Genomic DNA, 18,488 nt, shown 5'->3' with positions numbered 1-18,488 from the left:
GGTGCGGTACAGTTAATGGGTTACAGGCAGTGTTTACGCAAGGAGTACACGAGCACATGGCTGATTCCCAGACTGCAACCTTCGCGCCCGAGTTTAAGAGCGCCCACTTTATCGGTATCGGCGGCGCCGGCATGAGCGGCATCGCCCTCGTTCTGCACGAGCGCGGTTATGCCGTTACCGGCTCCGACCTTAAGACGTCACGTTATATCCGCCAGCTTACCCGCGCTGGCGTGAAGGTGCATGTGGGCCATGAGGCCGCCACGATCGACGAGGTCAAGCCCGACGTGGTTGTTGTCTCCACCGCTATTCCGGAGTCCAACCCCGAACTCGTGCGCGCTCGCGAGCTTGGTATTCCCGTGTGGCCCCGTGCCAAGATGCTCTCTGCTTTGGGCCACGGCTACACCACCGTCGCTGTTGCCGGCACGCATGGCAAGACTACCACGTCTTCGATGTGCGCCACCATGCTCGACCGCATGGGTCTGGATCCGAGCTTCTTGATCGGTGGCATCGTCGAGGGCTATGACACGAACGGCAAGAACGGCTCGGGCGACTACTTTGTCGCCGAGGCCGACGAGTCCGACAGCTCCTTCCTGTTCCTGAACCCCAACGTGGTCATCGTGACCAACGTCGAGGCCGACCACCTCGATCACTACTCGGGTATCGAGGAGATCGAGGCGACTTTCGCCAAATTCATGAGCCTGGTGGGCGAGGACGGCACCGTCATCGTCTGCGGTGAGGACCCGCATCTGGTCGAGCTCGCCAAGTCGACGGGCCGTCACGTGCTTTCCTACGGCTTTGCCGAGAGCAACGACATCGTCTGCATGCACCCGGATGTCAAGGGCATCCAGAGCGACTTTATCGTTCGCTTTGAGGACGGCACTGAGCACGCTGTGGAGATCAAGAGCAATCCCGGTCGCCACAACATGCTCAACGCCACGGCGGTGCTCACCGTCGCCCATGTCCTGGGCCTTGACATCGACGCCGCCGCCAAGGCGCTCTCGAGCTTTGAGGGCGTCCGCCGTCGCTTTACCCACGTGGGCGATATCGATGGCATCACCGTGGTCGATGATTACGGCCATCACCCCACCGAGATCAAGGCGACGCTTGCTGCCGCTTCGTCGCTGGGCTACAAGCATGTCGACGTCGTGTTCCAGCCGCACCGTTATTCGCGTCTGCAGGCCCTGTGCGACGACTTTGCCGATGCATTTGCCAATGCCGATAAACTGCTGCTGATTGATGTGTTCTCGGCTGGCGAGATGCCCATTCCGGGTGTTACCTCTAAGATGCTCGCCGATACCGTGCGCGCCAAGCATCCTGGCAAGGAGGTCGTGTACTGCTCCAGCCGTCTTGAGCTCAATCAGGAGCTCGAGCAGATGGTGGGCGAGGGCGACCTGCTGCTCACTATGGGTGCCGGTGACGTTACGACCGTCGGTCCCGAGTTCATTGAGTATCTGACTGCCAAGAAAGACGCTTAAGTCTAATGGGTCTGTTTAACGCCGTCATGGCGCTCTCGGGCATGATCGACACGGATGTGATTGAGGACGAGCGCCTTGCGCGTCATACGAGCTATCGTATCGGCGGCAAGGCCGACCTCTTTGTGACGTGCCATAGCTATCATGCCCTCCGCCGCGCCGTGGCGGTGCTCGATCGCGAGCAGGTGCCGTGGGTCATCATCGGCAAGGGCTCCAATCTGCTGGTTGCCGATGGCGGTTATCGCGGCGCCGTCATTTCGCTCGGACGTGAGTTTCAGCGCACGGTTGTTGCCGATGACGGTTGTACGCTGACGGTCGGTGCGGGCGTGATGTTTGCGCGCCTGGTCAACGATGCCCTGTCGCGTAGCCTCTCGGGCCTTGAGTTTGCCGTTGGCATCCCTGGCTCGGTTGGCGGTGCGATATCTATGAATGCCGGCACACGGACCGAGTGGATTGGCTCGCTGGTTGAGGATGTCGTAACGTTTGACCCGGCATCCGGTATCAAGTATTATGCGGGGTCCGAGATCACTTGGGGCTACCGCGAATGTAGCCTTCCCCGCAATGAGATCATCCTCGAGTGCGTGCTCAAGCTTAAACCGGCGCCCAAGGCCGACATTCGCGAGCGCATGGAACGGTACCTGACGAGGCGCAAGCGTACGCAGCCCATGGGTCGCGCATCCTGCGGGTCGGTCTTTCGTAACCCGCCCGATGCGAGTGTGGGCAAGCTTATCGAGGATTGTGGATTAAAGGGTTTTTCGATTGGCGGCGCGGAAGTTTCGCCCGTTCACGCTAATTTTATCGTTAATAACGGAACTGCCTCGGCCGATGACGTTGCCGCGGTTATCAGACATGTGCATGGAAAGGTGAGGGAGGCGTATGGCATCGAGCTCAGACCGGAAGTTAAATTCCTCGGCTTCTAGAGCATCGAAACCCACCTTCCGCCGCGCCGGAGGGCGTTCCGGCGCGCCTGCCAAACCTCAACGCAATACCGTCGCGCACTCTAAGCCTGTCGGGCATGCTCGACAGACCAGTCGTCCGGTCGTCGGCTCGCAGCTCGGTAATCGTCCGGCTGCAAAAAAGTCCTCGCGTCCCTCGGTGACGTCAAAGCCTGTTATGGGCGCCAAGCCTGCCCGCCCCATGGCAACTCCTAAGCCCTCGACGGGAACTAAAGCGGCGCGTCCAGGTCGCACACTGGGCGCATCGAAACCGCGCTCGCTGACATCGGTGCCGCCTACCGCCAAGAAGCCTTTGAGTAAAAAAGGCGTAAACCCGTTGTCTTCACTTGGGGCGATGGCAAATAAAACATCAGACGCCGCTTCTGTCGTTGCAGGCAAAGGCAAAATCGTGGGCGGAGTTCTGGCCGCCTTGGCCGTGCTCGTCGTCGTTGCCGTCGTGGTGATCAACTCTGGATTGTTTACCGCCACTGATATTCAGATTCAAGGCAGCGAGCATGTGACGAAGCACGATGCTATCCAGCTGATCGATTTGCCCGAGGGAACGTCGCTTTTTAACGTCGATCCCGACCAGATTACCGAGGATCTCAAGCAGAACCCGTGGGTCTCGGGCGTGGATGTCCAGCGTCAGTTCCCGCATACGCTCATCATTACGCCGATGGAGCGCAAGGTCATCGCAATTGCCTATATCAGCTCCGATGACCTTGCCTGGGCCATCGGGGATGATGACACCTGGATCGCCCCGCTGTCGACGTCGGTCGAAGTTGACGACCAGGGCAACGTCATCACGACAGGGCAGGGCTCAAATACCCTGACCGGCATTGATGCCGCACTTGCGCTCGCTAAGCACTATGGCGCGGTGTTGTTGACTGATGTCTCGGCGGATGTCGCTCCGGTTTCCGGCCAGGCAGTGAGCTCCAAGGCCGTTAAGGCTGGGTTGGATTATGTGCGTGGTTTTTCGAGCGAGTTCTTGGGACAAGTCAAGGATATTTCCACGCCTTCGGTCGAAGCCATCTCGGCAAACCTCAATAACGGCATTGAAGTGTCGCTGGGCGATTCGGACGATATCGTCAAGAAGGAACGCGTAGTCACCAAGTTGCTTTCGCAGGTAGAGGGCGTAACGTATATCAATGTGCGCTCTCCGGGTAACTACACATTTAGGAATGCTCCGACCTCGTAGCGCTGGTTGATGCTTTGTTGAGGGGCCATACCACGCCGTTTATCTGGTTTGTTTGGTTTTCACGGTCAATTATTTGACTGATACGTTCATAATGTGCAACCATAATACGGTTTACCTTTGCATTTACTTTCAACCTGAAGGTTAATGTGCGCAGGGGTCGACCCATGCTATGGCTATAACCTTTGTTCGGAGGACCGACATGCACGAGACAGAGATCAACAACTACCTTGCCGTCATTAAGGTGGTCGGCGTCGGCGGCGGCGGTACCAACGCGGTCAATCGAATGATCGAAGAGGGCATCCGCGGCGTCGAGTTTGTTGCCATCAACACCGATGCTCAGGCACTCGCGATCTCTGATGCCGATATCAAGGTGCACATCGGCACCGACCTTACCCGCGGCCTGGGCGCCGGCGCCAACCCCGAGGTTGGCCGCAAGGCTGCCGATGAGTCCCGCGACGACATTGCCGAGGCGCTCGCTGGCGCCGATATGGTGTTCATCACCTGCGGCGAGGGCGGTGGCACCGGTACCGGCGCTGCTCCTATCGTTGCCGATATCGCGATGAACGAGGTCGGCGCACTGACCGTCGCCGTCGTGACCAAGCCCTTCACCTTCGAGGGCCGCAAGCGCAAGAAGAGCGCCGAGGAGGGCATCAAGACCCTCTCCGATTGCGTCGATACCATGATCGTCATCCCCAACGATAAGCTGCTCGACATCGCCGAGAAGAAGACCACCATGCTCGAGGCCTTCGCGATTGCCGATGGCGTCCTTTCCCAGGGCACCCAGGGCATCACCGACCTCATCACCGTCCCCGGTATCATCAACTTGGACTTCGCCGATGTTAAGACCATCATGAAGCAGGCCGGTACCGCCATGATGGGTATCGGTACCTCTTCTGGGGATACCCGTGCCGTCGACGCTGCCCAGCAGGCCATCTCCAGCCCGCTGCTCGAGAGCTCCATCGATGGCGCCACGCGCGTGCTGCTCTCCATCGCCGGTTCCAAGGACCTGGGCATCCAGGAGATTAGCGACGCCGCCGACGTTGTCGCCAACGCCGTCGACCCCGAGGCCAACATCATCTTCGGTACCGTTGTCGACGAGTCCCTGGGCGATCAGGTGCGTATCACCGTCATCGCTACGGGCTTCTCCGACTCCAACGTCAACCGTCAGGACGAGCTCTTTGCTGCTCAGCAGTCTCAGAGCAAGGCCGCTGCCTCCGCTGAGCCGCAGCGCACCGCTCCTGCCACGAGCCCGGCTCAGGCCGCTCCGACCCGCAACGTCGGTGGCACCGAGCTTCCTAACTTCGGCAACGATCAGTTCGAGCTTCCCGACTTCCTGAAGCGCGGTAGCTTCTAAGTCGTTCTTTGCATTGTTGTGCACAGGGGCGTGTCCGTATGGACGCGCCCTTTTTATTTCGACTTTGTAAACTAGAACCTCCAATCTCTTTACGTTCCCTTTACGATTGCCTCCAGCGCAGCAGGTATCCTTTTAGAGAAGTATGACAGCCGTATAAACGCGGGCTGTAGCGGCGATGCCGCGGTACTTGTGTTATTAGGAGGCTTTAGTATGGCAGCACGTGCGGACAAAGTTTCGCGTGTCGACCATGATGGAGTTACGTTGGTGGAGGGCGCGACATCCGATGTTCGCTTTGCCTTCACCGAGCGCGCCGGTGGCGTTTCCGAAGATGCGTACTCCTCACTCAACTTGGGCTCGCATGTTGGCGATGACCCCTTTGCTGTTCAAGAAAATCGTCGTCGTGCGCTCGAGGCTATGGGTGCCGCCGAGTGCGAACACAACCTGCTCGTTCCCAATCAGGTCCATGGTGATCATATCGTTGCGGTGACCTCGAACGGCGCCGATGACCTTGAGGACGTTCGCGAGCAGATTGCCGAGGGCTGTGATGCCATCGTCTGCACGGCGCATAACGTGCCCGTGCTGCTCTGCTTTGCCGACTGCGTTCCCGTGGTGCTGGTGGCCCCTGGCGGATTTGCCGTGGTGCACTCCGGTTGGAAGGGCACGATTGCACGTATTTCTGCCAAGGCGTGCCAGGCGCTTTGCGATGCTGCCGGCTGCGATGCGAGCAACGTTTCCGCCTATATCGGCCCCCATATCTTGGGTGACGAATATGAGGTATCCCAGGAACTCATGGATCGCTTTGCCGCCGAGTTCTCTTGCATCGATGCGAGTGCCTCTCACATGCTCGATCTTTCCGCTGCCATTCGCGAGGCGCTGGTAGATGTCGGTGTCGACGCGGATAATATCGTGGATACCCAGCTTTCGACTGTGCGTCAGAACGACCGCTTTTATTCCTACCGTAACGAGGACGGCACCTGTGGGCGCCATGCTGCGATCGGCGTGATGCTATGAGAAAGATCGTATCGGTCCTGAGCGCCGCTGTGCTTACGCTTACGCTGTGCGCCTGTTCTTCGGGATCTTCTACCTCTTCCATTACCGTCGCCGGCTCCACGACCTGCCTTCCTATCGCCGAGATTGCGGCCGAGGGCTTTAAGGAGGAGACCGGCATCGACGTGCTCGTTTCCGGTTTGGGTTCTTCCGCTGGCATCGAGGCCGTCAGCGCCGGCACAGCCGATATCGCCAGCTCCTCCCGTGGACTCAATGCCGACGAACAGGATCTGGGCCTGACTCCCATCGTCATTGCCCACGACGGTATCGCGGTCATCGTGAACGACGATAACCCGGTCGATAACCTCTCGACCGAGCAGCTCCGCGATATTTACGCCGGCAAGATCACCAACTGGAAAGAAGTCGGTGGCGAGGACCTGAGGATCCAGGTCATCAATCGAGATGAGGCGTCCGGCACGCGTGAGGCCTTCCGCACCATCGTGATGGACGGCACCCCGTTCGATCGCCGCTCGGCCGTTCTTTCGGGCACGGGCCAGGTGCGCGACGTGGTATCTCGTTCGCGCGGTGCCATTGGCTACATTTCGCTGGGCTTCGTCGATAGCCTCAACGCCAAGACCTCGGTCAAGGCCGTCTCGGTCAATCATGTTGAGGCGTCCGAGAAGACGGTCGCGAGCGGCGGCTATCCCATCTCACGCGACCTTTACTTCTTTGTGAAGGGTGCGCCTTCGCAGCAGGCGCAGGATTATATCGACTATGTGACGTCCGAAAAGATGGACAAGCAGATTCGCGAGGCGGGCTTTATTCCCGTCACCAACGACGAGAAGGGGAGTGAGTAGCATGGAAGCACAGGAAAACTCCCAGACTGAGCAGAATGTTCAGACGCCCAAGAAGCGCGAGCTGGCGCTCGTATCGCGCAGTACCTATATCAAGGAGAAGGCGCTGCAGTGGATCTTCATTGCCTGCGCGTTCTTGGCGGTCGTTACCGTCATCCTGATTTTTGTCTTTACCACGTACTCGGCGCTTCCCGTCTTTACTGACATCGGTCTGGCGGACTTCTTTAGCTTTACGTGGGCGCCTTCCGAGGGCCACTACGGCATCTTGTCGCTGCTTGCCGGCTCGGGTCTGGTGACCGTCGGTGCGCTCGCCATGGGCGTGCCGCTGGGCGTGGGTACGGCCGTTTACCTGGTCGAGATTGCCAGCAAGCGCGTGCGCAAGCTCATCAGCCCCGCCGTTGACCTGCTGGCGGGCATACCCTCCATCATCTACGGCTTCTTTGGCATGATCATCATCCGCCCGTTTATCGCACAACTGACCGGCGGCCTTGGTTTTGGTGCGCTGACGGCGTGGTTTGTGCTCGCCATCATGATCGTCCCTACCATCACCACGCTCACCATCGATGCTCTCAATTCCATTCCCATGGGCATTCGCGAGGCATCGTATGCCATGGGCGCCACCAAGTGGCAGACCATCTATAAGGTCGTGCTACCTGCCGCGAAGCTGGGTATTGTGGACGCCATCGTTTTGGGCATGGGGCGCGCCATCGGCGAGACTATGGCCGTGCTCATGGTCGTGGGCAATGCTCCGGTCATTCCCGATAGCATCGCGAGCCCCATCTCGACGCTCACGAGCCAGATTGCGCTCGACATGAGCTACTCCTCGGGCTTGCACCGCTCGGCGCTCTTTGGCATGGGCGTGGTCCTGTTTATCATCTCCGCCGCGCTGGTGGGCATTGTCCGTCTGATTTCCAAGAAGAAGAGGGGGTAGGCTATGTCCGATTTCGTTGACACGACGGTCGATACGACCTCGTCGCGCGAGCGCATTAAGCGTGCCCTTTCCCACGGCAAGAAGGGCCGCATCAACAAAGACCTGTCCAACAAGATCATGCTTGGCGTGTTTCGTGCCGCTGCCTACATCACCACGCTGGTGCTGGTCGCTATCATCGCCTACGTGGTCATTAACGGCCTGCCACATATCTCGCTCGACTTTATCTTCGGTTGGCCCCAGGGCGTCAACGCCGAGGGCGGAATTTGGCCCACGATCGTCTCGACCGTCTATGTGACGGCGCTCGCCATGCTTATCTGCACGCCGATCGCTGTGCTGGCAGCCGTCTATCTGGCCGAGTACGCCAAGCAGGGCAAGGTCGTCGAGCTCATTCGCTACGCTGCCGACGCTTTGGCCTCGGTGCCCTCCATCGTTATGGGTCTGTTTGGCTACGCCTTGTTTGTCGAGGCCATGGGCCTGGGCCTTTCGATGGTCTCGGCCGCTCTGGCACTCGCGCTCTTGATGCTTCCCATCGTCATGCGCACCACCGAAGAGGCCATTCGCGCCGTTCCGCGCTATATCCGTTGGGGCGCGTACGGCCTGGGCGCTACCAAGTGGCAGGTTGTCTCCAAGATCGTGCTTCCTTCTGCCTTTGGTCGCATCGCCACCGGTATCGTCCTTGCCATCGGCCGTGCCATCGGCGAGACCGCGGTGGTGCTCTACACCATGGGCCAGGCCATCAATCTACCTATTTCGCCGCTCGATTCCGGCCGCCCCATGACGGTTCACCTGTACCTGCTTGCCAACGACGGCATCAACATGAACGCAGCCTACGGCACCGCGCTCTTGCTGATGGTGATCATTCTGGCCTTCAACCTGTTTGCGCGCTTCCTGTCGCGCAGGCGTCGCTAGTTAAGGAGTCCCATGTCCGTTTATCAGTCCGCTCCCACGCTGGAGCAAGCGGCCATTACGGCCAAGGATTTCAACTTTTGGTACGGTGACTTTCATGCGCTGACGGGGCTTGACCTCAACATCGCCAAAAACGCCATCACCTCCTTCATTGGCCCTTCGGGCTGCGGTAAGTCGACGTTTTTGCGCTGCATCAACCGCATGAATGACCTGATCGAGGGCACGCGCGTCGAGGGCACCATGACGCTCGACGGCAACGATATCTATGCCGAGGGTGTCGACCCGGTCGATCTCCGTCGTCGCGTGGGCATGATCTTTCAGCAGCCAAACCCGTTTCCTAAATCCATCTACGAGAATGTCGCCTTTGGCCCTCGTCTGCAGGGCGTGACTAGCAAAAGTGACCTCGATGACATCGTGGAAGAATCGCTCAAGCGCGCCAACCTCTGGAAAGAGGTATCCAATCAGCTCAACAAGGATGGTTTGGCGCTCTCGGGCGGTCAGCAGCAGCGTCTGTGCATCGCGCGCGTGCTTGCGGTGCAACCCGATGTCCTTCTGATGGACGAGCCCTGCTCCGCCATCGACCCCACGTCTGTCTCTAAGGTCGAGGATCTGATGGCCGAGCTGGCGCCCGAGATGACGATCATCATCGTCACGCATTCAATGCAGCAGGCAGCTCGTATTAGCGACTACACCGCATTCTTCTTGCAGGAAGTTGCCGGCGAGTCCGCCACGCTCATCGAGTATGGTCAAACCGACGCGATCTTCACCAGTCCGGTGGACTCGCGGACGGAAGACTATATCACCGGCCGCTTTGGCTGATCGGTGCGACTAGTCCCAAGCTGATCGGACCTGGTCCGGTGTGTATTTACTGTGCGGGCGGCATGACCGCACCCAACTGATTGGAGTGAACCATGCGCAAACTGTTTTCCCGTCAGCTCGTCGAGGCCCGTCACGAGATGCTGAGCATCTATGAGGCCGTCGATCTGGCCCTCCACGATGCCGTGAAGGCCTATGTGACCGACGACCGCAAGCTCGCCACCAAGACCAAGAAGCGCACGCTTTCGATTGACGCGCGCTGCGCCAACCTGGAGGCCGTCTGCTACAACCTGATCGCCACGCAGTCACCGGTCGCCTCCGACTTCCGCCTGCTTCAGACGATCATCTACGTCGACTTTAACCTGCAGCGCATGACCGATAAGGTCCGTCAGATCTGCCGCGCCACGCGTCATATGATCAAGGCTGACATCTCGCTGCCCAAGGAGCTTGTCGGCACGGTCGAGGCCGAGGCTGAGGCCGTCTACCAGGTGCTGGGCTCTTCGCTTTCTGCGCTCGTCACCAATGACATGTCCATCATTTGCAACTTGGCCGTCGAGGACGAGCCAGTGCACGCCGCCTACGAGAAGTTCTTCCGCACCTTTAACCGTATGGATGCGGGCGACTTTATGGACGACGACAGCAACTATGACGACCTGCGCCGCGCCATCATGGTTTCGCGCTACCTCGATCGCATCGCCTCGATTTCCATCGATGCCGCCTGCCGTCTGACCTTCCTGTTGACTGGTCAGCGCATGAATGCCGGCGATATCGCCCGCACTGATGAGGATGAGCTCGAGAGCATGCGCGTGCCTTCGGGCGAGGGTGTTATCATGAGGCCCGCCGTCGACGCTCGCTACGTTGCCAAGGTGCCCGCTAACGAGGTCAGCGAGGGTCTTCGCTACCTGCTCGATCATCTTGAGGATGAGGACGATGGCGAGGACGACGAGGAGTAAGCAACCCCGTTCGTCGAAAGATTGTAAATACCTAAGTGAGCGCGGCCTTGCACATGCGGGGCCGCGCTCTTGCGTTAGCATGGGACTACTTGTTTGGCTGTCAGCGGAGGCGATTAGCAATGGATAACTATTTGGACTTGATGCGCGCTCGCCGCGAGCAGATTCTGGAACGTTTTTATGCGGCGCTCGATCGCGCAGGCCGTCCCCACGACGCCGCGCGCCTCATTGCCGTGTCCAAGACCGTTGGTGTCGATGAGACCGTTGCCGCCATCCAGGCGGGGTATCGCCATTTTGCCGAGAATCGCCCGCAGGAGCTGGTTCGCAAGCTCACGGGTCTGGCGGAGCATCCGGAGCTGCCCGAGGTGCGCTTCGATATGATCGGCAACCTGCAGACCAATAAGATCAATGCGGTGCTGGGCTCAGCCGAGCTGATTCACTCGGTGGGTTCGCTGCATCTGGCGCAGGCGATCTCGAGCCGTGCTGCCCGCAAGATTGAGGCAGGCGAGCTCGCCGGCCCCCAGCGTGTGCTCATTGAGGTCAATGTGAGTGGTGAGGAGTCGAAGGGAGGCTTTTCGCCCGATGAGATTCGCGCCGCCGCGGGTGAGCTTGCGGAACTTGAGGGAATTTGCGTACAGGGGCTTATGACTATGGCGCCCCGGGGGAATAAGGATGTGGCACGCCGCACCTTTGCGGGGCTTCGTGAGCTGAGGGATGAGCTGGAGGCGGCGCATCCCGATTTGAACCTGCCTGAGCTTTCCTGCGGTATGAGCGAGGACTTTGAGCCTGCCCTTGAGGAGGGCTCTACGCTCGTTCGCCTGGGCAGGGTAGTATTTAGCCCGGAGTTTGCAGTAAAATAAGGCTCTGAAGTGTGCACTGATTATCGGGGCGCCTGCACTAAACCGCGAGAGGACACAACCATGGGCTTCCTTGACGAGATTAAAAATAAGATGCACCTGGGCGGCCAGCAGGGTTACGACCAGGGTTATGGCCAGGACGACGACTACGGCTACGATGATGGCTATGACGATGGCTATCAGGGCAACGGCTACAGCGGTGCTTCGGGCGAGGGCTTCTACACCCAAGACGAGCCGAGCAACGGCCTGCTTGGTCAGACGCGCCGTGGTGAAGCTGAGTCGGTTGCCGTGTATACACGCTCCGGACAGCTGGTCGGCGATGACTCTCGCCATGCCACGACGTATAACCCGCCTTCGCGCTCGCAGGACAGTGTTGCGAGCGGTTATCGTCCTGGTGCCTATGACACGCCGTCGAGCTACGCCGAGAACACCCGCGCCCGTGCCGCCGCTGCGCCCGCGCCTGCACCGAGCGATGCCTCGGCCTATGCGAGCAATATCATCAACGCCACACCGCAGCTGCCGGCCTATGTCCTGCGCCCCGAGAGCTATGACGACGTGGAGACCGTGGTGCGCCGCGTTCGCACCAAGCAGCCTGTCGCACTGATTTTTGTGGGCGTACGCACCGAAGTTGCCAAGCGCGTCTTGGACTTCTCTTACGGCTTTGCCTGCGGTCTGGGTGCCACGGTCAAGGAGGTGGGCGACCGCGTGTTCATGGTGCTGCCCGCCGGTTGCGAGGTCAAAGATTCCGATCTCAAGAAGCTTCGTGCCGACGGCTACCTTAAGTAAAGACAAGACGAGGAGATTCCCATCAACATCTACACTGTCGTCCAGCTGGTCAACACGCTGTTCAACTTCTATTCCACGCTCATTGTCGTCTACTGCTTTATGACGTGGATTCCCATGAAGCAGGGTGGTTTGCTTCAGGATATTGCCGCGGTGCTTGATAGCGTGTGCGGTCCGTGGCTCAACCTGTTCCGTCGTTTCATCCCGCCGATGGGCGGTATCGATTTTTCGCCGGTCGTTGCGATTATTGCGTTGCAGTTGGTGCAGAGGCTGGTTCTGCAGCTTCTTATAGGTATACTCGTGTAGAACTGACTTAGTAACTTACGTCGGGCGTGTAGCGCCGAGGCGATGAAAAAGGAGACTTGTTATGGCTATTACCCCTGCAGACATCCAGGCTCAGACTTTCTCTGAGGCCAAGCGTGGCTACGATCCTGCTGAGGTCGACGTCTTCTTGGAGACGCTGTCCTCCGAGGTCGACGCTATGCTCGCTAAGATCGTCGACCTTAAGGGTCGTCTGACTGCTACCGAGCAGCAGCTTGCCGATGCGCAGGCTCAGCTTGCCCAGGCTCAGGATGCCACCGCCCAGGCCGTTCCTGCCGCCCCCGTGGCTGCTCCCGCCCCTGACTTCTCCGCTCAGGAGCGCCAGATTTCCGCTGCCCTGATCGCTGCCCAGCAGACCGCTGAGACCATCGTTAACGATGCCAACGAGAACGCTGAGCGTATCCGCAATGAGGCTGACGCCAAGGCCCGCGAGGTTATCCGCCAGGCTCTGACCGAGAAGCAGGCCGAGCTCGAGGAGATCGATCGTCTCAAGGCTTCCCGTGAGGAGTTCAAGGCCGAGTATCTTAAGCTCATCCAGCACTTCATGGACGATGCCCAGAACTCCTTCCCGGCCGACCTCATGGCCTCCACACCGGTCGGTTCTGCCGCTTCTCCTGCAGTGACTGTTCCCGCCGAGCCGCTGCCCGTCGCTGACCCGGTTGTCCCCGTGGCCGATCCCTTCGCCCCGATCGACAACTTTGCTGCCGACGACCTGGACTAACATTCGGCCTACAATTTAGTGCCTAGAAAGGACCCGCAGCTTGCGGGTCCTTTTTTATGACTGTGCCGGGGTGCGTAACATAAAAACCGAGCCCTGCACATAGTGGCGCAGAACTCGGCGAACGGATGAACGGTCAAGGGTAGGTTTTAAGGCATGTCCCAAAAATCTACTTGAGGAGGAAGTCGGAGAGGGGAATGGTGCGGGCCTCGCGATGCTCGGGATCGGCGATGTGGTCGGCAGGATAGCCACAGACGAGCATGTGATAGGGGTAGACGCCCTCGGGCAGGTTGAACCGCTCCTGTGCCACCTCAGGCTTAAAATGGCATACCCAGCACGTTCCCAGACCCTGCTCGGTGGCCTCCATCATCATCTGATCACACACGATGGACGTATCGATTTCACTGGAATTCATCTGGTCATACGGGCGCACCCAAGCATCATCGGTAACGCTGCAAATAAGGAAAACAAGCGGAGCCCCAAAGATAGACCCATCACGAGCAAACCGAGGCTGACAAGCAGCAGCCTTCTCCAGAAGCTCAGGCGTATCCAACACCATCACACGGGTTGGATGGTTATTACAAGCAGAAGGAGCAATACGCCCAGCCTCAACAATGGCATCCACAACAGCTTGCTCTACAGCCCGATCTTCAAACTCACGACAAGAATACCGAGCCCGAGCCAGATCCAAATATCCCATAACCAAACCCTCCAAAGTCAGCAAATCAATCCAAAGTAAACCAAAGGGTACCCAAAGCCCCATCCACCCAAACGTTTAAGGCGGTCCCAAAGTTCCCCATCGGGCTCAAAGGCCCTGCCAACAAAAGCCCCATCGCTTTCAAAGTATCAGCCAAAGTTCCCAATGGTGGTACGTAAGGCGAAGGGCCGGCCGCGGTTTACTTTCGAACGACTCTGCAAAGCAGCCGGAGTGAGAAAGCAAACCGCGGCCGGCCCTTCGCCGCCGGGACACGTACCCCCAATTAACTGTTCTTCATGACAATCGAATCCACGACATCGGCCACATTCTCGCAGCAGTCGGCGCAGTACTCCAGGAAGGCGTACACGTCACGCCAGGCGATGACCTCGAGCGGGTCCTTGCCGTTAACGTGCAGGTTGCGCATGGCGTTGATGTAGAGCTCGTCGGCCTCGGACTCGATGGTGTTGATCTGGATGACGAGCTCGCGCAGCGTTTTGGACTTGCGGTAGTTAGGCAACTCGACCATCAGGTCCTTCATGGCGCGGCAAGCGTCGGTCACCTTGTGGGCGATGACGATGGCGTCGGGATGGATGCTCTGGATGTTGGTGAAGTAGACGCGCTGCACGACGCCCTCGATGCGGTCGAGCACGGTGTCGAGTGAGCAGCTCATCAGATCCAGATCCTCGCGCTCGAGCGGGGTGATAAAGGCGGTGAGCAGGGCGTCTTCGAGCTCGTGGTGCTTCTTGTCTGCCGCATGCTCAATCGCATGCATCTTATCGAGCATGTCGTGGATCTGCGCGGGGTCAAAGTTCTCAAAAATCTTGGTGAGCAGCTCTGCGGCCTGGACGGCGAGGTCGGCGCAGGCGACGTAGTTGTCAAAGTAGAACGAATCGGGTTTCTTTGCCATGAGTGGTCCTTTCGAGGTGAAGATGGGCGGGCGAGGTAATGCAGTCCGGATGGACGTTCGGTTTGACTAGAGGAACATCATGAACAACTTGGCCATGACAAAGCTGATGAGTCCGCAGGCAGGGAAGGTGAAGAACCAGGTGAACATCATGTCCTTGACGACGCCGAAGTTGATGGCCGAGAGGCGCTTGACGGCACCGACGCCCATAATGGCGCAGGTCTTGATGTGCGTGGAGGACACGGGGATGCCGGTAAGGGTGGCAAGCAGCAGGTTCGCGGCGCCTGCGAGGTCGGCAGAGAAGCCCTGATACTTCTCGAGCTTAACCATGCTCTGGCCGACGGACTTGATGATGCGCTCGCCGCCCACGCTGGTGCCGATGCCCATGGTTGCCGAGCACAGCAGCATAATCCAGATGGGGATGCCGGCATCGCCGACGCTCGTCTGGCCGCTGGCGAAGGCCACGCCTAAAAAGAGCACGCCGATGAACTTCTGTCCATCCTGCGCGCCGTGCATAAAGCTCATGGCCGCGGCACTCGCGATCTGAGCGTATTTAAAGAAGACGTTGGCACGTCGCCTGTTGGCGGCGGCAAACAGAATCGAGACGAGTTTGCACAGGATCCAGCCCATGACAAAGCCCAGACCGATGGAGAGCGCCAGGCCGTAGATGACCTTCATCCATTCGTGGACGTTGACGCTGCTCGCGCCGCCGAGGGCGATAGCGGCACCGGTCAGGCCGGCGATAAGGCTGTGGCTTTGCGAGGTGGGGATACCAAAACGCGACGCTGTGGCGCCGTAGACGACGATGGAGAACAGCGCCGCGCAGAGGCACGCGAGCGCCATGGTGCTGTTTCCGCCAAAGTCGACGATATGTGAGATGGTGTTGGCGACGCTCGCGTTAAAGTGCGTCATGATGAGCACGCCGAGGAAGTTGAATGCGGCGCTCATGAGAATGGCGGCGCGGGCGGGCATGCAACGCGTAGTGACGCAGGTCGCGATGGCGTTGGGCGCGTCGGTCCATCCATTGACGAAGATGGCGCCCAACGCGAGGATCACGGTGACGGCAAGGACTGGGTTCGACACAATTTGGCCGAGGAAGGTTGAGAACGTTACGTCCATATATGGGCTTTCTCGAAGTTTGCAGACACGTTACAAAAACATGATAAATCGTATCACCTCCTGCGGGTCTCTTTACCGAGTTCTGATGGGAGAAGTGAACTTTTTGGCACTAAAATTGAATATTAGCCCTGTTGACCGCGGGTGTTCTTTTTGCTAACACGCCATGCGGACACGTGCGATTACTACGACACTCCAAAACCACAGTCTGTTCGCTTTACAACATGCAAACATGCGTTCGATAATAGGAGGCATGGAATATCGACAGACAGACGGCAAAACTCGGCGCGTACACAAGCAGTATGTGGACGTCGTGGCTCGCATCCTCGCGGGCGGACAAGTCGTGCCGGTTACCGTCTGCTGGGTCGACGGTCGCTGCTTTACGATTGACGAGATTGTCTCGTCCACGGGCTTTGGCTTAACGGTTCACGGTGTTCGTACGGCGACCTATAAGGTGCGTTTTGGCGGGCACGCGACCGAGTTGTATCTGGAGGACCAGACGCGCGAGCGGGCGGACGGCTCGCAGGCACACGTGATGCGTTGGTGGGTCTGGGCCTTTGATCGCACGCTCGAGGGCGAGCGCCGTGGGTAAGGACGTACGGCATTCGGGTACAATGACAGGAATCTTGTCACCTGCTGCGCCGTCTTTCACGGCACTTTTTGAAAGGACGAACCTATGAACGATATCCAGGGCTATCAGAACGGCCCCGTCGAGAGCGGCGCAAGCCGCGCCAAGGAGATGTCGCCGCGCGCGTACAATCTCGCCATGTCTGCCCTGATCTTCTTGGGCTTTTGCGCCATGGGCGCCGGCGCCTACTTTACGAGCACCATGTCGTTTGCGCGCATGATGATGAGCGGGGCCGCCCTGCCACTGGTCTTTGGCTCGTTTATCCTGACTATTGTCGGCATCGTCATGATGTCGGCTGCTGCGGGCAAGCAGTCCGTGGGTCTGTCGCTCGTGGGTTACGTGATCTTTGCGAGCACCTTTGGCTTGACCGCGTCGTTTGGCCTTGCCAACTACGACCTGCCCACTATCAACACCGCCTTTATCGCCACCGCTGCTATCACCTTTGTCTTCGGTGCGCTGGGCGTGACCTTCCCCAAGTTCTTCCAGCGTGTGTACGGCATCGGCTTTGGCATCCTGCTTGCCACGATTCTGGTCGAGATCGTGCTGATGTTCATGGGCGTCTCGCAGTCCATCACCGATCTGATCGTGATCGTGGTGTTCGCCGGGTTTATTGGCTACGACACCTATGTTGCCACGACGGTGCCGCCCACGCTGCCCAATGCGGTGCTCATGGCGTCCAATCTGTTCGTGGACATTATCAACGTGTTCCTGCGCATCCTGAACATTCTCGGTCGTCGCGACTAGCGCGGCGTTGCGACGTTTCCTGCCGGACACGGTAAAACGATACGAAAGGCGGTCCTTCGGGGCCGTCTTTTTTGTGCGTGGCGGGGTATCATGGATGGGAAAAAGCCGATAGCGGCAGCGACAGGAAAGGTGGCCACGTATGGCAGATGTCGACAACAGGAACCGTAACCGTAGGTCTAACCGAGCGGGTCAGCCCAATCCCAAGCGCGAGGCGCGTGCCAAGGCCGCCGAGCGCCATGTGGCGGCTGTGTCCGAGGCCTGCGCCAAGGACATCGAGCGTTCGCTTGCCGGCGTGCGCGAGTTCGATGGTATGCCTGCCGGTTTTGTCGCGGCGATGAAGGCCAAGGCCCAGGCGGCTGCGGCTGCCGAGGAGCAGGTTGCCGAGGACGTCGAGGTTGCTGAGGCCGCTGAGGTGGAGACTGCCGAGGTGGAGACTGCGGTCGAGCCCGAGGCGGCACCCGAGTCCACCGAGTCGGCCGACGAGGCTGAGTCCGCGCCCGCGGAGGAGGCTGCTCCGGTCCTGCCCGAGGTCACTGTGCTTGATGCCTCCGCTACGCAGGCAATCCTCGATAACGGCCGCGGCTATGCGCAGTTCTGCGATATGGCCGTGCTTGCCTTTGCCTCGTTCACCAACCCTGGCGGTGGCTACATCCAGGGCTACCTGGGCCAGGAGGCGACGCTCTGCGCCGATTCGTACCTGTACAACGTGCTCGACAAGCAGCGCAAGTGGTACGGCGAGAACCGCCGCCGCAACATCAACTGCGAGCTGTACCGTAATCGTGCGCTGGTGGTGCCCGCCGTGCGCTTCGACCGCAACCATGTGCACGCCTATGCCGACGTAATCGTGGCCGCCGCGCCCAACGCCAAGCGTGCCCGCCAGGAGTATCGCGTGAGCGACGATGCCTTGCTTGACGCTCTGCGCGATCGCATCCGCTTTGCGCTTGCCATTTGCGACGAGCTGGGTCGCGAGAAGCTCGTACTGGGTGCTTGGGGTTGCGACAATAACGGCTTTGACGCCGAGGCCGTGGCAGAGCTCTTCTGCGAGGAGCTCGCATCGGGCGACTTTAAGGTCAAGCAGGTGTTCTTTGCCGTGCCTTCTACGCGCTGGGATGAGGATTTTGCCAAGTTCGAGCACGTGCTGGCAAACTTCCCCGAGCGCAACGAGGAGTCCTATGCCCAGGTTGCCGCACGCGCTGCGGCTGCTCGCGCCGCCGAACAGGCCCAGACTGCCGCCGAGGACGATGAGGACGAGGACGACTGGCGCAAGTACCTGTAATCGGTACGGGCCGACAGATAGGTCGAGCCGGCGGGAGGGCT

At 59.3% G+C, this 18,488-nt stretch carries 20 protein-coding genes; 17 read left to right on the top strand and 3 right to left on the bottom strand.

All coding sequences use genetic code 11. The features are described 5' to 3' along the window. Positions 1–56 precede the first annotated feature (56 nt). From murC to ABG996_RS01125, 14 genes are all read left to right on the top strand, one after another. Entirely contained in the window at positions 57–1,475 is a 1,419-nt protein-coding gene (gene murC / locus ABG996_RS01190; protein ID WP_347478305.1) for a UDP-N-acetylmuramate--L-alanine ligase, read from the top strand. 5 nt (positions 1,476–1,480) lie between these two features. Next, the gene (murB, locus tag ABG996_RS01185) at positions 1,481–2,392 is read left to right on the top strand and encodes a UDP-N-acetylmuramate dehydrogenase (protein WP_347478306.1); all 912 of its coding nucleotides are present in this window, start codon (positions 1,481–1,483) and stop codon (positions 2,390–2,392) included. A 424-nt stretch (positions 2,393–2,816) separates the two neighbouring features. Next, positions 2,817–3,605 carry a cell division protein FtsQ/DivIB gene (locus ABG996_RS01180; protein ID WP_347478307.1) on the top strand — a complete coding sequence of 263 codons (789 nt, stop codon included), beginning with the start codon at positions 2,817–2,819 and terminating at the stop codon, positions 3,603–3,605. A gap of 199 nt (positions 3,606–3,804) precedes the next feature. Continuing rightward, positions 3,805–4,959: a cell division protein FtsZ gene (ftsZ, locus tag ABG996_RS01175; RefSeq protein WP_022094491.1), complete on the top strand. Its 1,155-nt coding sequence runs from the start codon at positions 3,805–3,807 to the stop codon at positions 4,957–4,959. Between the two features lie 210 nt (positions 4,960–5,169). Beyond that, the gene (locus tag ABG996_RS01170) at positions 5,170–5,970 is read left to right on the top strand and encodes a purine nucleoside phosphorylase YfiH/LACC1 family protein (protein WP_347478308.1); all 801 of its coding nucleotides are present in this window, start codon (positions 5,170–5,172) and stop codon (positions 5,968–5,970) included. Beyond that, positions 5,967–6,803 carry a phosphate ABC transporter substrate-binding protein gene (locus tag ABG996_RS01165; protein WP_055251678.1) on the top strand — a complete coding sequence of 279 codons (837 nt, stop codon included), beginning with the start codon at positions 5,967–5,969 and terminating at the stop codon, positions 6,801–6,803. The genes ABG996_RS01170 and ABG996_RS01165 overlap by 4 nt, the downstream gene beginning before the upstream one ends. Before the next feature lies 1 nt (position 6,804). Continuing rightward, positions 6,805–7,731 carry a phosphate ABC transporter permease subunit PstC gene (gene pstC / locus ABG996_RS01160; protein ID WP_347478309.1) on the top strand — a complete coding sequence of 309 codons (927 nt, stop codon included), beginning with the start codon at positions 6,805–6,807 and terminating at the stop codon, positions 7,729–7,731. A 3-nt stretch (positions 7,732–7,734) separates the two neighbouring features. Further along, on the top strand, positions 7,735–8,640 hold the full coding sequence (gene pstA / locus ABG996_RS01155) for a phosphate ABC transporter permease PstA (RefSeq protein ID WP_347478310.1): 906 nt from the start codon (positions 7,735–7,737) through the stop codon (positions 8,638–8,640). 12 nt (positions 8,641–8,652) lie between these two features. Then, positions 8,653–9,456 carry a phosphate ABC transporter ATP-binding protein PstB gene (gene pstB, locus ABG996_RS01150; protein WP_347478311.1) on the top strand — a complete coding sequence of 268 codons (804 nt, stop codon included), beginning with the start codon at positions 8,653–8,655 and terminating at the stop codon, positions 9,454–9,456. A gap of 92 nt (positions 9,457–9,548) precedes the next feature. Beyond that, positions 9,549–10,406: a phosphate signaling complex PhoU family protein gene (locus tag ABG996_RS01145; protein WP_347478312.1), complete on the top strand. Its 858-nt coding sequence runs from the start codon at positions 9,549–9,551 to the stop codon at positions 10,404–10,406. 119 nt (positions 10,407–10,525) lie between these two features. Continuing rightward, positions 10,526–11,263: a YggS family pyridoxal phosphate-dependent enzyme gene (locus ABG996_RS01140; protein WP_138112193.1), complete on the top strand. Its 738-nt coding sequence runs from the start codon at positions 10,526–10,528 to the stop codon at positions 11,261–11,263. A gap of 60 nt (positions 11,264–11,323) precedes the next feature. After that, on the top strand, positions 11,324–12,046 hold the full coding sequence (locus tag ABG996_RS01135; RefSeq protein WP_022094497.1) for a cell division protein SepF: 723 nt from the start codon (positions 11,324–11,326) through the stop codon (positions 12,044–12,046). Between the two features lie 15 nt (positions 12,047–12,061). Next, entirely contained in the window at positions 12,062–12,349 is a 288-nt protein-coding gene (locus ABG996_RS01130) for a YggT family protein (RefSeq protein ID WP_328517311.1), read from the top strand. Positions 12,350–12,410: 61 nt separating this feature from the next. Continuing rightward, a complete protein-coding gene (locus ABG996_RS01125; RefSeq protein ID WP_006234242.1) occupies positions 12,411–13,085 on the top strand; it encodes a DivIVA domain-containing protein in 675 nt (224 codons plus the stop codon). Between the two features lie 166 nt (positions 13,086–13,251). Here the strand turns inward: ABG996_RS01125 and ABG996_RS01120 are convergent, their stop codons facing one another. The 3 genes from ABG996_RS01120 to ABG996_RS01110 form a co-directional block, all read right to left on the bottom strand. Next, positions 13,252–13,782, bottom strand: a complete 531-nt coding sequence (locus ABG996_RS01120) for a nitroreductase family protein (protein ID WP_347493920.1) — start codon at positions 13,780–13,782, stop codon at positions 13,252–13,254. Between the two features lie 280 nt (positions 13,783–14,062). Continuing rightward, positions 14,063–14,686, bottom strand: coding sequence for a DUF47 domain-containing protein (locus ABG996_RS01115; protein WP_055309822.1), 624 nt, complete (start codon positions 14,684–14,686; stop codon positions 14,063–14,065). Between the two features lie 66 nt (positions 14,687–14,752). Further along, positions 14,753–15,802 carry an inorganic phosphate transporter gene (locus ABG996_RS01110; protein ID WP_055309823.1) on the bottom strand — a complete coding sequence of 350 codons (1,050 nt, stop codon included), beginning with the start codon at positions 15,800–15,802 and terminating at the stop codon, positions 14,753–14,755. Between the two features lie 250 nt (positions 15,803–16,052). On the opposite strand from ABG996_RS01110, the gene ABG996_RS01105 reads away from it, so the two are divergent. From ABG996_RS01105 to ABG996_RS01095, 3 genes are all read left to right on the top strand, one after another. Further along, positions 16,053–16,391 carry a hypothetical protein gene (locus ABG996_RS01105; protein ID WP_347478314.1) on the top strand — a complete coding sequence of 113 codons (339 nt, stop codon included), beginning with the start codon at positions 16,053–16,055 and terminating at the stop codon, positions 16,389–16,391. 84 nt (positions 16,392–16,475) lie between these two features. Continuing rightward, the gene (locus ABG996_RS01100; RefSeq protein ID WP_347478315.1) at positions 16,476–17,171 is read left to right on the top strand and encodes a Bax inhibitor-1 family protein; all 696 of its coding nucleotides are present in this window, start codon (positions 16,476–16,478) and stop codon (positions 17,169–17,171) included. A gap of 139 nt (positions 17,172–17,310) precedes the next feature. Further along, positions 17,311–18,447 carry a TIGR02452 family protein gene (locus ABG996_RS01095; RefSeq protein ID WP_347478316.1) on the top strand — a complete coding sequence of 379 codons (1,137 nt, stop codon included), beginning with the start codon at positions 17,311–17,313 and terminating at the stop codon, positions 18,445–18,447. Positions 18,448–18,488: the final 41 nt, after the last annotated feature.

Origin of the sequence: Collinsella aerofaciens (genome assembly GCF_039836695.1) — a bacterium.
In the GTDB taxonomy this organism is placed as follows: domain Bacteria; phylum Actinomycetota; class Coriobacteriia; order Coriobacteriales; family Coriobacteriaceae; genus Collinsella; species Collinsella aerofaciens_BD.
This window is presented reverse-complemented; position numbering and strand designations above follow the sequence as displayed.

Bases quoted from the DNA above. Each gene is read 5' to 3' on its own strand.
- murC (WP_347478305.1), top strand. From the start codon at position 57: ATGGCTGATTCCCAGACTGCAACCTTCGCGCCCGAGTTTAAGAGCGCC.
- murB (WP_347478306.1), top strand. From the start codon at position 1,481: ATGGGTCTGTTTAACGCCGTCATGGCGCTCTCGGGCATGATCGACACG.
- ftsZ (WP_022094491.1), top strand. From the start codon at position 3,805: ATGCACGAGACAGAGATCAACAACTACCTTGCCGTCATTAAGGTGGTC.
- ABG996_RS01170 (WP_347478308.1), top strand. From the start codon at position 5,170: ATGGCAGCACGTGCGGACAAAGTTTCGCGTGTCGACCATGATGGAGTT.
- ABG996_RS01165 (WP_055251678.1), top strand. From the start codon at position 5,967: ATGAGAAAGATCGTATCGGTCCTGAGCGCCGCTGTGCTTACGCTTACG.
- pstC (WP_347478309.1), top strand. From the start codon at position 6,805: ATGGAAGCACAGGAAAACTCCCAGACTGAGCAGAATGTTCAGACGCCC.
- pstA (WP_347478310.1), top strand. From the start codon at position 7,735: ATGTCCGATTTCGTTGACACGACGGTCGATACGACCTCGTCGCGCGAG.
- pstB (WP_347478311.1), top strand. From the start codon at position 8,653: ATGTCCGTTTATCAGTCCGCTCCCACGCTGGAGCAAGCGGCCATTACG.
- ABG996_RS01145 (WP_347478312.1), top strand. From the start codon at position 9,549: ATGCGCAAACTGTTTTCCCGTCAGCTCGTCGAGGCCCGTCACGAGATG.
- ABG996_RS01140 (WP_138112193.1), top strand. From the start codon at position 10,526: ATGGATAACTATTTGGACTTGATGCGCGCTCGCCGCGAGCAGATTCTG.
- ABG996_RS01135 (WP_022094497.1), top strand. From the start codon at position 11,324: ATGGGCTTCCTTGACGAGATTAAAAATAAGATGCACCTGGGCGGCCAG.
- ABG996_RS01125 (WP_006234242.1), top strand. From the start codon at position 12,411: ATGGCTATTACCCCTGCAGACATCCAGGCTCAGACTTTCTCTGAGGCC.
- ABG996_RS01120 (WP_347493920.1), bottom strand. From the start codon at position 13,782: ATGGGATATTTGGATCTGGCTCGGGCTCGGTATTCTTGTCGTGAGTTT.
- ABG996_RS01115 (WP_055309822.1), bottom strand. From the start codon at position 14,686: ATGGCAAAGAAACCCGATTCGTTCTACTTTGACAACTACGTCGCCTGC.
- ABG996_RS01110 (WP_055309823.1), bottom strand. From the start codon at position 15,802: ATGGACGTAACGTTCTCAACCTTCCTCGGCCAAATTGTGTCGAACCCA.
- ABG996_RS01105 (WP_347478314.1), top strand. From the start codon at position 16,053: ATGGAATATCGACAGACAGACGGCAAAACTCGGCGCGTACACAAGCAG.
- ABG996_RS01100 (WP_347478315.1), top strand. From the start codon at position 16,476: ATGAACGATATCCAGGGCTATCAGAACGGCCCCGTCGAGAGCGGCGCA.
- ABG996_RS01095 (WP_347478316.1), top strand. From the start codon at position 17,311: ATGGCAGATGTCGACAACAGGAACCGTAACCGTAGGTCTAACCGAGCG.